Source organism: Labilithrix sp. (assembly GCA_019637155.1).
In the GTDB taxonomy this organism is placed as follows: Bacteria; Myxococcota_A; Polyangia; order Polyangiales; family Polyangiaceae; genus Labilithrix.
In genome coordinates this window covers 127,574-141,880 of sequence record JAHBWE010000022.1, presented here as the reverse complement: position 1 = coordinate 141,880, position 14,307 = coordinate 127,574, and the positions used below count along the sequence as shown (strand labels likewise).

The 14,307-nt window shown below is 72.3% G+C and carries 10 protein-coding genes; 4 read left to right on the top strand and 6 right to left on the bottom strand.

The genetic code is table 11. The features are described from left to right. The first annotated feature begins 20 nt into the window (after positions 1-20). The 3 genes from KF837_37590 to KF837_37580 all read left to right on the top strand — a co-directional run bounded on the left by KF837_37590 (position 21) and on the right by KF837_37580 (position 5,063). On the top strand, positions 21-1,034 hold the full coding sequence (locus tag KF837_37590) for an NAD(P)-dependent oxidoreductase (protein MBX3233098.1): 1,014 nt from the start codon (positions 21-23) through the stop codon (positions 1,032-1,034). A gap of 168 nt (positions 1,035-1,202) precedes the next feature. Next, positions 1,203-2,417 (top strand): hypothetical protein, encoded by a 1,215-nt coding sequence (locus tag KF837_37585; protein ID MBX3233097.1) that lies wholly within the window; start codon positions 1,203-1,205, stop codon positions 2,415-2,417. A gap of 15 nt (positions 2,418-2,432) precedes the next feature. After that, complete coding sequence (locus tag KF837_37580; protein MBX3233096.1) at positions 2,433-5,063, top strand: hypothetical protein; 2,631 nt, start codon at positions 2,433-2,435, stop codon at positions 5,061-5,063. On the opposite strand, the gene KF837_37575 is transcribed toward KF837_37580, so the two are convergent. Genes KF837_37575 through KF837_37555 form a run of 5 tightly spaced genes read right to left on the bottom strand, consistent with a single transcriptional unit; the run spans position 5,047 to position 11,872 of the window. Then, positions 5,047-6,192, bottom strand: a complete 1,146-nt coding sequence (locus tag KF837_37575) for a formimidoylglutamate deiminase (GenBank protein ID MBX3233095.1) — start codon at positions 6,190-6,192, stop codon at positions 5,047-5,049. The genes KF837_37580 and KF837_37575 overlap by 17 nt on opposite strands. 5 nt (positions 6,193-6,197) lie before the next feature. Then, positions 6,198-6,746: a hypothetical protein gene (locus tag KF837_37570; protein MBX3233094.1), complete on the bottom strand. Its 549-nt coding sequence runs from the start codon at positions 6,744-6,746 to the stop codon at positions 6,198-6,200. 29 nt (positions 6,747-6,775) lie between these two features. Then, positions 6,776-8,728, bottom strand: a complete 1,953-nt coding sequence (locus KF837_37565; GenBank protein ID MBX3233093.1) for a BatA and WFA domain-containing protein — start codon at positions 8,726-8,728, stop codon at positions 6,776-6,778. Next, positions 8,725-9,636: a DUF58 domain-containing protein gene (locus KF837_37560; GenBank protein MBX3233092.1), complete on the bottom strand. Its 912-nt coding sequence runs from the start codon at positions 9,634-9,636 to the stop codon at positions 8,725-8,727. The genes KF837_37565 and KF837_37560 overlap by 4 nt, the downstream gene beginning before the upstream one ends. A gap of 4 nt (positions 9,637-9,640) precedes the next feature. Continuing rightward, complete coding sequence (locus KF837_37555; GenBank protein ID MBX3233091.1) at positions 9,641-11,872, bottom strand: hypothetical protein; 2,232 nt, start codon at positions 11,870-11,872, stop codon at positions 9,641-9,643. A 99-nt stretch (positions 11,873-11,971) separates the two neighbouring features. Here KF837_37555 and KF837_37550 point away from each other — a divergent pair, with 99 nt between their 5' ends. After that, positions 11,972-13,354 carry a sigma-54-dependent Fis family transcriptional regulator gene (locus KF837_37550; GenBank protein ID MBX3233090.1) on the top strand — a complete coding sequence of 461 codons (1,383 nt, stop codon included), beginning with the start codon at positions 11,972-11,974 and terminating at the stop codon, positions 13,352-13,354. Positions 13,355-13,383: 29 nt separating this feature from the next. Here the strand turns inward: KF837_37550 and KF837_37545 are convergent, their stop codons facing one another. Then, positions 13,384-14,055: a hypothetical protein gene (locus KF837_37545; GenBank protein MBX3233089.1), complete on the bottom strand. Its 672-nt coding sequence runs from the start codon at positions 14,053-14,055 to the stop codon at positions 13,384-13,386. Between the last annotated feature and the right edge of the window lie 252 nt (positions 14,056-14,307).

The window sequence follows — 14,307 nt, the reverse complement described above, 5'->3', positions numbered from 1 at the left end:
GTTTATGCTGGGCGCCAATCGTGAGCGCGAAGAAGGGGAACACGCAGCGGACGGGCCGCTCCATGACGCCGCAGGCGCCGAAGAAGCCGAGCGTCGCGCCGAAGAAGACGACGATCCCGCCGCGCAGCCGCGGCCACACCGATCTCCTTCCGCCGCCGATGCCGAAGCCGGCGGTCGCGTTCCTCGGGCTCGGCGCGATGGGACGCCCGATGGCGGGGCGGCTCCTCGATCTCGGGTTCCCTCTCCGCGTGTGGAACCGCACCGCGACGACGGCGAAGACGCTCACCGGCGCGTCGGTCGGCGCGTCGCCGGGCGACTGCGTGCAGGGCGCGGCCGTGATCGTCACGATGCTCGCGGACGCCGACGCGCTCGCGGCGGTCCTCGACGGGCCCGACGGCATCCTCGCCGCGATCGCGAAGGAGAAGCGCGCGTTGCGCCCGGTCATCGTCGACATGGCGACGATCGGGCGCCGGGCCGCGATCGCGCTCGGCAAGCGGATCGAGGCGAGCGGCGCGCGGTTCGTCGACGCGCCGGTGAGCGGCTCGGTGCGTCCCGCCGCGCGCGGCGAGCTCGTCGCGCTCGTCGGCGGCGCGGTGCGATCGGTCGAGCGCGCGCGGCCAGTGCTCGACGCGCTCTGCAAGAAGGTGATCCACGCCGGCCCGATCGGCCAGGGCCAGGCGCTGAAGGTCGTCCTCAACGGCGTCGGCGCGCATCACTTCGTCGCCTTCGCGAGCATGCTCGCGCTCGGCGAGAAGGCGGGGCTCGCGCGCGACATCCTCCTCGACGCGTTCACGACCGGCGCCTTCGCGACGCCGAGCTACGTCGGCAAGCGTGACAAGCTGCTCGCGCGCGACTTCACCTCCGAGTTCTCGCTCGCCCTCGCGCTGAAGGACGCCGCGCTCAACGTGCAGCTCCAGCACGAGTGCAGCCTCAAGCTGCCGGTCGTCCGCGCGATCATCGCCGACCTCGAGAGCGCCGTGAGCGAGGGCCTCGGCGACCTCGACCTCTTCGCGATCGAAAAGCACTACCGCTGAGAGATCGGCCCGCGCCCGGCGCGAGACGGCTCGCGCGCGCCGGGCCGTTCTTCGTCATCTCGCGCGAATTTGTCGTTGACGCGCCGTCGTGCCGATGTCTATGCGTGAGATAACTAGGTCCTATTTTACCTATTTATCGATCGCGCGATCGGGGAGATGCAGATGGGGATGGATGTGCGTTGGCTTGGGGCGGCGGCGATCGGGGTGATCGGCGCTTGCGCGTGGGGGTGTCAGGCCGAGTCGTCGACGCCGCTGCAGCTCAATCCGAGCGACGCGGGGGAGTCGCCGGACGGCAGCCCGCTCGTCACCGACCCGAGCGAGGGCGGCGTCCCGGGCCCGGACGGCACGACCCCCGGCGGCGCCGGTTGCATCAAGGACGTCTACGGCGGTTATGCCTTGCGGAGCGACAGCAAGGTCCTCCTCGCCGACGGCACGACGAGCATCGTCGACGCGGAGAGCGGGGCGACGCTGGCGAACGTCACGTCGATCTCGGACGACAGGAACCACGGCTGCGCGGTGACCTCCGACGGGAGCCTCCGCTGCTGGCGGACGCGAGAGAGCGGCTCGAACGCCAACGGGCAGCTCGGGAACGGGACGAAGGGAGACACCGGTCCCATCCTCCGCGCGTCGCGCGTGCTCCGCGCGGCGGGGACGCCGCTCACCGGCGTCGCCGCGGCCGGGAACGCGGCGGGCTCCTACTACGGCAACGAGGCCACGTGCGTCGTCGGCGCCGACGCGAAGGCCTACTGCTGGGGCGACGTGACGTGGCTCACCGCCAACGGCAGCACGCTCACGTCGTCGTACGCGCAGGAGATCACGACCGACGGCGCGTCGCCGCTCACCGGCGTGAAGCAGATCGCCTATTCGACCAACTACGCATGCGCCGTCGTCCAAGGCGCCGCGGCGAACGAGGTGTGGTGCTGGGGACAAAACGGAGACTACAACCTCGGGCAGGGCGACACGGCGAAGAGGCAGTACCCGGCGAAGGTCGTCGGCCTCACGAACCCGACGATGGTCGCGCTCACCCACGGCACGACGTGCGCGATCGACGGGGGGCAGGTGAAGTGCTGGGGCTCGAACGTCAACGGCATGTGCGGGAACGATGGTACGACGTCGCACTGCCCGAACCCGATCGTCGTCCTCGGTCCCGGCGGCGCACCGCTGGCCGACGCGACGAAGATCGTCGGCGGCGACTTCCTCCTCTGCGCGCTTCGCTCCGGCGCCGCGTGGTGCTGGGGCTCGCGCTACGAACCCCACGCGACGAACATCGGCCTGCCGAACGTCGTCGCCCTCTCGAGCCACGCGGTAGTGACGGACGACGGCAGCTATCACCCGCTCGACAACCTCGAGAAGACCGTGACGCCGGCCTGCGGCGCGCTCTGAAGCCCAGGACCACCCATGAGCCTCCGCAAGAGACTGCGCGCCGCGGCGCGCACGGTCGTGGTCACCCTCATGCTCGCGTCGCTGCTCGCGAGCACGGGTTGCAGCAACGTGTTCCAGAGCGTGACCGCGCTCAACAAGTACAAGAACGAAGACCCCACCGTCGCGCTCGTGGCCGACCGCGCCGACGACATCCTCGCGACGATCGCCCTCGTCCACGAGATGCTCACGCAGAAGGAGTACGCGGAGGGGACGCCGTGGGTGCAGGACCTGCCGCTCGACGAGGCCAAGGCCGCGGCATACCGCGCCGAGATCCGACGTGAGCCCGGCAGCCCATACGCCAACGAACGCTTCGCGATCCCGACGGTGAAGATCTACCGGCGCCACCTCGAGAAGGTCCTCGAGCACCAAGCGCCACGCTCCGTCCAAGCGCTGCCCACGCCCGCGCCGCCGCCTCCACCTCCCCAGCCGCCGCGCCCAACGTACCCAACGTACCCGCCGCGTCCGACGTACCCGACGCGCCCGCGCCCGACGTGGCAGCAGCCGTATCCGCCCCCGCGCACGGCCCCGACGTGGCAACCGCCCCCGCGCCAGCGCTACCAACGCCCACATTCGCTGAACGCCCCCCCGCCCAGTCATCCTGCATGGAGCTTCGCGATCCCGGCATCGCCGCCGCCGCTCGCCGCGCCGCCCGGCTCGAGCGCACCGCCGCTCGCCGCGCCGCCCGGCTCGAGCGCACTCCCGCTCGCTGCGCCGGCTGGCTCGAGCTCATCGCCGCTTGCTGCACCGCCCGGCTCGAACGCGCCGCCGCCTCCCGCGCCGCCGCCTCCCGCGCCACCGCCGCCGCGTCCTGCGGATGCGACGCCGAGCAACGACGCGGACGCCGGCGCGCCCGACAGCGCGCCGACACCGACCGAGACGCCCGACGCCCCCACGCCCGTCGCGCCTCCACCACCGCCTCCACCTCCTCCGCCGCCGCCTCCCGCACCGCCGCCGGCGCCGCCGCCGAACGTGCTCCCCTCCATCCTCGACGCCCTCGGCTCGTCCGAGCTGAAGCAGCACTGGCTCACGTTCATGAGAAGCGCCGACGAGGTGGCGAAGGCGCGCGCACGTGTCGAGCACTGGGAGAACATCGCAGCGCAGCAGAAGCGGCGGCCGTACGAGCTCACGCAAGCGGAGGCCGCGCTCGACGCCGCGAAGGAGCGGCAGGCGCAGGCGAGCAAGATCGTCGACGGAGACGTGGGCCGCCTCAGCGTCGCGGCGAGCACGACCACCGCGCGTGACGCCGTGACGATCCTCTCGATGGCGCTGCGCGCCGACCTCGAGGCGATCGCGATGATCCCGACCGTCATCTACCAGTCGACGGAGGTGATCCGCTCGGGTCAGGACGTCGTCACGGCCGCCGGCGCCCTCATCCAGCTCGCCCCGCAGCTCCCGGCGGCGAAGGACGCGCTCACGCAGGACGTCCGCGTGCTCGAGGAGATGGTCGAGAAGCTCGGCAAGCAGGTGAACCAGTCGAAGGACGAGATGGCCGGATACCTCTTGAAGGAGAGCCTCGTCGACGACATCGCCGGGATCACCCTCGGCTGGCTCCACGTCCGCGCGCACGCCGGCCTCGACGTGCTCATATTCTCGCCCGCGTCGATCAAGGAACAGACGAGCGAGGAGAAGAAGAGCTACGACTACACCGGACGGCTCCGCCGCGGCGAGTACCAGATCGACCCGATCTTCCTCGCCAACGCCAACCTCGCGATCGGCTTCGACTCCTTCCGGCTCCCGGAGGTCGGGAAGATCACCGCCGGCTACAAGACCGATCGGCAATGGAAGAGCGGCGGCTCGATCGAGACCGGATCGCTCGGCGGCCAGCTCGGCCTCGATCGGCGGACGAGCGATCTCCTCGACCTCGGTCTCCAGATCACGGGCGCGCGCTCGAACGTCCGGATCGCGTCGTTCGACGCCGGGAACTTCCGCTACCTCGACGCCAACACCGGCGCCGAGCTCGCGTCATCCCCGTTCCGCGTCCGCTATACGCAAGTCGACGTCGGCTACGACGTCGGGTGGCTCCTCCGGAATCCGAACGTCAACGTCGCGTACGTGGGATTCCGCTATCTCGATTATCGACTCCCGCGCCTCCTCTACGAGCTCGAGGACCAGGCGCCGCCGGGCTCGGACGAGCAGCGCTTCACCTACTTCAACGAGGCCGCGCCGCAGCTCACGACGTCGCGTTATTACCTCGGCGGCCTCGAGGGCGAATTCACGGTGAACAAGCACGGGACGATCGTCCCTTATGCCCTGCTCGCGGCGTACTTCGGCGGCGGCCCCGTCTCGTTCATCATGCGGCGCTCCAAGGCCGTCGACTGCCCGTTCGGCGCGACCACCCCCGGCTGCGTGAGCTTCCTCGATCCGGCCGACAGCAACAAGGTGAACACGAACTCCGGCGCCATCGTCGGCTCCCTCGGCCTCGGCGCGCGCCTCCGCTTCTTCGCGGGCGAGCGCTTCACGCTCTACGGCGATGCGAGCTATCGGGGCGACCTCATCTACGCGACGACGGACCTCGGAAAGAGCGAAGACGGCAAAGCCCACATCATCGAGTTCGGCGGCACCGACATCCTCCACACCATCAAGCTGGGAATCAACGCGAACTATTAGCTTCCAGCAGCGCCGCCGGGCCGCCGAAGACGATCGCGTCGAGGAGGTGCTCGTCGTCGACGAGCGCGAGCGACGGGTGATCGCGCGGGATCCGGAGCGTGCCGCCGTCGTCCTCGAAGCCGCACGCGATCGCGCCCTCGATCGAGCCCGCGCGCCAGAGCTCCGCCGCCGGCGTGCCGTCCTCCGGCGTGAACGTGACCCGGGTCTGCGTCCGGAGGCGGCCGAGCGTCTCGAGCGCGCGCAGGTCCGCGAGCGGATCGGTGATGACGTGGCTGTCGACGCCGGTGCAGAAGCGCGTGCCGGCTTCGCGCAGCGCGGCGAGGTCCGGCAGCCCGTCGCCGAGGTCCGCCTCCGTCGTCGCGCAGAGGCACACGAACGCGCGCGCCTCGCCGAGGATCATCGCCTCGTGCGGCATCAGGTGCGTCGCGTGCACGGCGACGAAGCGGGTCGAGAGCGCGTCGATGTTGGCGAGGAAGTCGATCGGCCGCCGCCCCGTCTCCGCGAGGCACTCCTCGATCTCGCGCGGCTGCTCCGCGACGTGCATGTGGAACGGGAGCGCGCGATCGAGCGAGAAGCGCGCGAGCTCGCGGATCCAGTCGGCGGGGCACGCCCGCACCGAGTGCGGCGCGACGCCGATGCGGACGTCCTTGTCGTACTTGTATTTTACACGAAGTGCGTCGACGTCCTTCATCACGTCGCCCACGTCCGCGTCGCAGAAGCGGCGCTGCCCCGGCTCCGGCTCGCGACCGGGGCCGGCGCGGTGGTACGCGACGCGGAGGAGCGCGATGCGGAGGCCCTCCGCCTTCGCCGCGCGGATCACCGCCTCGGCGAGGATGGTGCGGTCCTCGTACGGCGTGCCGTCCGGCTGGTGATGCACGTAGTGGAACTCCCCCACCGTGCGGACGCCGGCGCGGTACAGCTCGCGGTACGCGACGCGGCTGATCGCCTCGATCGACTCCGGCGTCAGCGCGTTCGCGATCTCGTACATCGTGCCGCGCCAGGACCAGAAGTCGCCCGGCGTCGCGGAAGGCCGCTGCGCGCGCCCGCGCATCGCGCGCTGGAACGCGTGCGAGTGCGCCGTCGTCAACGCAGGGAGGACGATCGTGCGTCCCTCTTCCGTGAGCCGCAGCACGACTACTGGCGCATCGTCTCGGCGTTGGCGCGCGTGACGTAGAAGTAGCGCGGCCAGTGCCGGTAGAAGCTCGCGCGGAGGACCGGCATCCCCGACTCGTCGACGTCCTCGCCGATCTTGCCGACGACGCGGAGGAGCGAGCCGACCGCGACCGAGTGCTCGCCGACGTCGTCCTCGCCCTTCAGCGGCACGAGCGCGCGCACGGTCCCGAAGTCCTTGTCCGACACGGTGACGCGACAGGTGTCGTCGTCGTTGCCGTTCTCGCAGAGGTTGCGCGGCTCGAGCCGGCGCACGCTGAGGCCCACCGTCGCCATCCCGCCGTTGCCCGGCGCGCGCGCGGTGACGACGCCGAAGAGCGTCACCGTCCCCTTGCGCCAGACCTCGGGCTCGCGGTTGTACATGACCGGGTCGTAGTCGCGCGCGCCCTTCAGCGCCGCCTCTTCCGAGTCGGTCGGGATGTACTTCGGCGAGTAGCCGTACTTCCCGCCGCCGCCGCACCCGACGACGGAGAGACCGAGGAGGGCGAGCGCGAGGACGGCACGAGTCATCATGACGCCGCGTTCTAAGCTCCGCCCGCGCTCTATGCAAGCGCGCCGGGCGCTCGCGTCCACGCGCGGACGACGAGCTCGAGGAGGACGAGGCCGAGGAGGACGAGCGCGATCGTCCACGAGACGTCCACCGTCGCGACGCCGCCGCCGAGCGACGACGACGTCGCGGCGGGCGCCACCGCGCGCGGGCGGAGGTCGATCTCGCGCGGCGCCGGGGCCGCGACGCGGAGCTCCTTCGTCCCGTCGACGGTGAGGCGGTACGGTCCGATGAGCGCCGGCACGAGGCGCAGCGCGCCGTCGTCGCGCGCCGCGACGAGGCGCCCGCTCGGCCCGTCCGCCTCGACGCGCGAGGCGCCGCCGAACGCCCACGGCGCGCCGACGTCACCGCGGAGCGGCACCGAGCGCTCGCGCGCGTCCGCGACCACCGCGTCGAGGAGCGCGAGGAAGCCGGGGCGGAGCGGGAGATCGCTCGCGTCGACCGCGAACGGCAACGTCGAGAGCCACACGTCCCCGCGGCCGCGCTGCTTTCGCGCGATGAGCGGCACGCCGTCGGTCCAGCGCACGACCGCCTCGAACGACTGAAGGTCCTCCGTCGCGAGGGTCGCGCGGCCCTTCGCGCCGAGGTCCTCGAGGCTCGACGCGGCCTCGCCGAGGAGCGACGCGCTCGCGGGGTCCGCGCCTTTCGACGGGGACTCCGCGAAGCCGACCGCGCGCGCGAGGAACGGCTCGAACGTCGCGCCGAGCTGCGCCGACGCGGCGCGCCGGCCGAGCGCGAGGACGAGGACGCCGCCGCGCTCGACGAACGCGGCGAGCGACTTGCGCTGCTCCGGCGTGAAGCCCGGCGGATCGTCGACGATGATCGCGGCGAACGCCTGCGTGTCCTCCTTTCGATCCGGCGCCTGCGGGATCGGACGGATCGCCATGTCGGAATGGAGCGCGGCGAGCGCTTGCTCCACCACCGGCGCGCCGCCGGTCGTGACCGCGTCGTCGGCGCGATCGCCCACCACCGCGAGCGCGGCGGGCCCTGACTCGAACACGACGACCGCGCGGTCGTCCGCCGCGATCGCGTCGCCGCCGCCGAGCTCTACGACGAGCTCGCGCGTATCGTCCCCGGAGACCGGGATCATCACCTCGCCGAGCGCCGTCTCCGCGAGCTTCGCGCTCGCGATCGACTTCTCGCCGTCCATGACGCGGACCTCGCGCTCCCGCGCCGCCTCCGCGGTCGAGCACGCGAAACGCACGCGGACGCGCCCGCCCGCGCGATCGGCGGAGAGGATCCCGCAGTCGGTCGCCGCCTCCTTCCCGAGCTCGGGCATCGCGACCCAGACCGGGACCGCCTTGTCCGCCGACTCGCCGAGCGGAGGCGCGTCCGGCTTCCCGTCCGCGAGATCGGAGAGGAGGATCACGCGCCGGTCGATCTGCGGCAGCTCCCCGACGAGCGTGCGCGCCATCGCGATCGCGCCGTCGAGGTCGGTCGCGCGATCGCTCTCCGTCATCCCGTCGAGCGCGGCGCGGAGCGTGGAGATGTCCGTCGTCGCGGCGAGGCCGACGCGCGCCGGCGCGCCCGCGAGCACGATCGCGGCCGCGTCGCCGTCGCGCAGCGCGGCGAGGATCTCCTCCGCGCCCTTCTTCGCGCGCGCGAAGCGCGACGCGCCGCCGTTCGTCCGCGCGCGCATGCTCATCGAGTCGTCGAGCACGATCGCGACCGCGACCGACGCTCCTCCGCGGGAGAGCGCGAGGCGCGAGCAGCGCACGAGCGGCGACGCGCCGAGGAGCGCGAGCGCGACGATCGACGCCGCGCGCAGCGCGAAGAGGGAGCGGTCCTCGAGCCGCGAGCGGCGACGCGCGCGCGGCGGCGTCGGCGGGACGAGCCGCACCGGCGCGAACGGCACCTCGTCCGCGCGCTGCCGCCGAAGCCGATGCGCGAGGTACGGCGCGACGACGAAGAGCCCGATCCCGAGCGCGAGGACGGCGACGAACGTCACAGCGACGCCTCCACGATCGCGCGCACGGCGGAGACGGGATCGCGATCGGTCCTCATCGTGAGGAACTTCGCGCCGCGAGCGAGGAGCTTCTCGCGCCAGGTCGCCTGCTCGGCCGCGAGCGCGGCGAGGTAGCGCTCGCGCGCGGCCTCGTCGGTCTCGACCACCATCCCTCCCTCGAGCGACTTGAGGCGCACGGTCTCGTTGAAGGGGAAGTCCGCCTCGTCGGGGTCGAGCACCTGCACGACGACGACGACGCAACCGCGCGTCGCGATCGCGCCGATGCGCTCCGGCGCGGGGGCGGGGAGATCGAGGAGGTCGCTCAACACGACGACGACGGAGCCGCGCCGCGCGTTCCGGGCGAGCGCGCCGATCGCGTTGTCGAGGACGGTGAGGTCGTGCATCGCCTCGCCCTCCGCGACCTGGCCCTCGAGCGCGTCGACGACACGCTCGAAGACCTCGCGCCCGCCGCGGACGGGGACGTTGCGCGCGTCCTTCGAGCCGCCGATGAAGCTCATGCCGATTGGATCGCCGCTCTTGACCGCGACGCGCGCGAGCGCCGCCGCGACGAGGCCGGCCCACGCGAGCTTCGCGCCGGGCGCGCGCGATCCGCGGTAGCCCATCGACGCGGAGGCGTCGACGACGAGGCGGAGCGCGCGGTCCGTCTCCGTCTCGAACTGCCGCACGAGGAGGTGGTCGTGCCGGAGGAGCGAGCGCATGTCGAGGTGGCGGAGATCGTCACCCGGCGTGTACGCGCGATGCCCGCCGAACTCGACGCCAGCGCCTTTGCGTGCGCTGCGATGCGCGCCGGCGTAGACCCCCTCCGCGACGAGCCGCGCGCGGATCCGCAAGGGCGCGAGGCTGCCCCAGTCGATCGTGCGCCGGATGTTCTGCCGAGCCGCGGCGCTCACGACGTCAGGGCAATCCGACTTCGGGGACGGGGCCGCCGACGTGCGCGCGCGCGCCGTCGAGCATGTCGCGCGCGAAGCTGAACTCGACGAGGTCGAGGCCGGGGGAGCTCACGACCTGCTTCAAGCCGTCGTCGGCGCCCTTCGCGTCGCCGGACACCTTGCGCTCCATCGCGGCGTAGAAGAGCGCCTCCGTCTTCTGCGTCGGCGTCTGCGCCGCGGCGACGAGATCGGCGGCCTTGATCTTGCCCGCGCCGAACGCGGCGATCTTCCCGATCCAGCGCGGGTCGTCGCTCGCGCCGAGGAGGATCTTCTCCGCGGTCGGATCGTCGGCCTTGCGCTGCTGCCGCTCGAGGAGGCGTACCCAGAGCGCGTCGTAGACGATGTCGTCGCGGCCGAGCTCCTGCGCCTGCGCGCGCGCGAGGCCGTCGCGCGCGGCCTCGAGGTCGCCGCGGACGAACGCGCGTCCGACGATCTGGCCGATCGTCACCGCGGCGGTGCGCTTGTCGCGCGTCGCGGCCTCGAGCGCGCGCGCGAGCGCCTTGTCCGCGCTTTTGTTCGCGCCGAAGCGATCGAGCACGCGCGCGATCAGGATCTCGATCCGCGCGCGGTCCTCCGCCTCCGCCGTGCCGCGCGCCTTCGCGAGATCGCGGAGCGCGCCTTCGAGCGGCTTCCGCGCCGCGTTCGCGTCGCCCTGCGCGCGCTGGATGTCGCTCGTGACGAGGTGCACCTCGGCGCGGAGGGCGGGGTCCTTCGCGACGTCGTCGGTCTGGAGCGCGCCGGCGAGGCGATCGAGCGCCTCCTTCGTCTTGCCGCCGTGCCAGTCGAGGCGCGCGAGGTTCAGCGCGACCGCGCCGGAGCGCTCGCGCTCCATCGACGCGTCGAGCAGCTTGCGCGCGTCGTCGAGGCGGCCCTCGCGGATCTCGATCTCGCCCATCAACGCGTAGAGCCGCGCCGGCGACGGCTGGACGCGCGCTTTTTGTGCGTCGGCCGCGGCGAGGATCGGCTCCGCGCTCTTGAACGTGCGGCGCGCGGCGCCGGCCTCGTCGGTCTCGAGCGCGCGCTCGATCCCCGCGCGCGTCACCGCGAGCCCGTAGCCGAGGAAGCGCGGGTCCTTCGTCTCCTTTACCGCGTCGACGAGGACGGCGGGCGCGGCCTCGCCCATCCCGAGGTCGACGAGCATCGCCGCGACGAACCCGGACGCGTCCGCCGAGGTCGCGTCGAGGCGGTAGGCCTCGCACGCGGAGACGAACGACGCGACGCGGAGGAGGTCGACGTCCTTGCCGAAGTCCTCCTCTTCCGGATCGCGCGGGCCTCGCTGATCGCGCGGCGGACGCACCATCCGCGCGAGGTCGAGCCAGCGATCGGTGTCGGGCCGATCGACGACCGCCTTCAGCGCGCCCATCAGCTCGGGGCGCGTCATCTGCGGGTCCTTGCCGTTCGCCTTCTCGAGCGCCGCGAGCGCGCCGTGCGGATCTCCGCTCCGGAGGTGGATCGCGACGAGCACGGTCGTCCCCGTCTCGAGCGCGCGGACGGCCTCCATGCCCTCCTCGCGCGAGATCGGCGGCGCCTGGCGGTTGCGCCGCTGCTGCTTCACGAGCACGGCCTTGTCGATGAAGTCGAGCGTGCGCGCGATCGCCTCGTCGCGCGCCTCGACGCTCGGCTCGAGGAGGTAACGCATGACCGCCGCCGACTCGAGCGCGCCCGCGGTCTGCACCGGGCCCGTGCCGCCGGTGTCGCGCGTCCACGCCGCGATCGCGTCGAGGTGGCCCTTGATGTCCGCCTTCTCTTGCGGCGGCGCCACGCGCAGCAAAAGCTCGTACGCGGCGCGCGCGCGACCGTCGTCACCGCGCTTCGCGAGCTCCTCCGAGGCCGCCTTCAACGCGGTGTGCGCGTTGGGGCCGAGCATCTCGTTCGTGAGCTCGCCGGCGCGGACGAGGTACATCGCGCCTGCGAGCGAGGCGAGGGCGTTGTCGCGGTTCTTGGCGAGGAAGCGCTCGGACACGCGCGTCATCTGGCGCGCGACGACGCCCGCGAGCCGCTGCTGGCGCTCGCGGCTCTGCGGCTCGCTCGCGAGGAGGTCGCGCAGCGCGAGCGGGAACTGCTCTTCGCTCACCGCGACGTCGGCGCGCGTGACGCGCTCGGCGTGATGGACGGGCTGCCCGTAGCGCGGCCGCGTCCCACCGCACGCCGCGGCGGCGATCGACAGCGCCAGCGCTATGGGAAGAGCAAGCCGCATCGGGCGTCAGTGTACCCCGGAAAGGAGCACCATTCCCCAACGATCGACCCGGAAAAGCCTTACAGCTTGGGTGCCGGCCCGCGCTACCCTCCCCTCCGCATGCCGCACGCGCACCTGCTCGTCGTCGACGACGAGCCCTCGATCCTCACGACCCTCCAGAAGGCGCTCACGCTCGAGGGTTACTCCGTCGACGTCGCCGGCGGCGTGAAGGTCGCCGACGAGAAGCTCAAGAAGAGGAGCTACGACCTCTGCCTCTTCGACGTGCAGCTGCCGGACGGCGACGGCCTCTCGCTCCTCGCCGGCATCCGCGCGGCGAAGAACGAGGTGCCGGTCATCATGATGAGTGGGCACGCGACGATCGACACCGCGGTGAAGGCGACGCGGCTCGGCGCGCTCAACTTCCTCGAGAAGCCGATCAACACCGACGCGCTCCTCATCGCGGTCGAGACGGCGCTCCGCCTCCAGCGCGCGGAGAGCGAGGCGCGCGAGCTCCGCGCGCAGACCGGCGCGACCGGCGAGCTCGTCGGCGAGTCGGGCCCGATCAAGAAGCTCGTCGAGCAGATCCAGCGCGCGGCGAAGAGCTCCGCGAGCGTGCTCGTCACCGGCGAGCGCGGGACCGGCAAGGAGCTCGTCGCGCGCGCGATCCACATGCTCTCGCCGCGCGCGAAGGGCCCGCTCGAGAAGCTCAACTGCGCCGCGCTCCCGAGCGAGCTGATCGAGAGCGAGCTCTTCGGCCACGAGGCGGGGGCGTTCACGGGGGCGACGAAGCAGCGCCGCGGCAAGTTCGAGCGCGCGAACAGCGGCACGCTGTTCCTCGACGAGATCGGCGACATGCCGCTCGCGGCGCAGGCGAAGCTCCTGCGCGTCTTGCAGGAGCGCGAGATCGAGCGCGTCGGCGGGAGCGAGACGATCAAGGTCGACACGCGCGTAGTCGCCGCGACGAACCGCGACCTCGTGAAGGCCTCCGAGACCGACGCGTTCCGCGCCGACCTCTACGATCGGCTCAACGTCGTGCCGCTCCACATCCCGCCGCTGCGCTCCCGCCGCGAGGACGTGCCGCTCCTCGCGCGTCACTTCCTCGTCCTCGCGGCGAAGTCGAACGACCGCCCCGGCATGAAGTTCGACGAAGAGGCCGTGAAGGTACTTGCAAGTTACAGCTTTCCCGGCAACGTCCGCGAGCTCCGGAACCTCATCGAGCGCCTCGTCATCCTCACGCCCGACGACGTCATCAGCGCGGAGGACGTGAAGACCTGCCTCCCCGGCGGCACCGCCCCGAAGGCGCACGGGCTCTATCGTCCGGGGGTCCCGTTCCGCGTCCTCGTCGAGGAGGCGGAGCGGCAGGTCATCCAGGACGCGCTCGCGCATCACGGCGGTCAGATGGCGGCGACCGCGCGCGCGCTCGATCTCGAGCGGAGCCACCTCTACAAGAAGGCCCGCGCCCTCGGCCTCCGCGGCGACAAGACCGACGACGACGACGCGTGAGCGGACGGGCGCGCGCTCTCTCCGTTCGCTCAGAAATCGAGCTGGAGGGCAACGCGACCGCCGCCGTGGAGCGACGAGCGCGGGAACGCGTCGATGTCCGTCGTGCGGTACGTGATGACGGGGCCGATGTCGAAGAAGAGGTGCGGTGTGACGCGCGCGACGAGGCCGACGTTCGTGCTCGCGGAGTAGATGCGGTTCGCGATCCCGCCGCCGGCCACGTTGGCGCGGCCGATGTCGGCGCCGAGCGAGAGCCGCGGCCACAGCGCGAACCCGCCGCCGAGGGGGAACGCGTAGCCGACGCGCGGCGCGACGGCGAAGGAGAGCGCGTCCGCCGACGGCTGGGTGGACCACGTGACGCCGGCGCGCCCCCCGAGCGAGAGGCGGTCCGTCACGAAGACGTCGGCCGACGGCATGAGAGAGATGAGGGACGATCCGCCCGCGGGCGCGTAGTCGTCGCTCGTCGTCGTGAACGTCAGCGGCCCGACGAACGCCCCGAGCCCACCGAGCGTCCCGACCGTGACCGCCCCGCCCTCACCACCGACGAGGTCGATCACGACGCGCCCCCGGCCACCGATCACACGCGGCGGCGACGCCGCGACGCTCCCGCGCGCCCCCTCCCCCGGCTCTTGGTCCTGCGCGCCCGCCTCGGAGCCAACGAGGAGCACGCCCGCACAACATGCAAAATACATCAATATCTTCATCCACCGTCCTTTCGGTTGCGATGGCAACAACGCGCCCGCCCCACTATTCAGACGACTCGTCGGATTGACGTCCTGTCGCCCCAACGCCCCCACGCGATGCGCTCCGCAACGCCGCCAGCCCCGAGCTCGCCGCGCCTGCCCGCTCCGCGACGCTCTCAATCGCCCGCGCGCCCCCGCTCCGCGTCGCTCTCGCGCGCGGGTCCGCGATGGTCTCGCACGCGCCCACTCCACGATGCTCTCACTCGGCGCGCA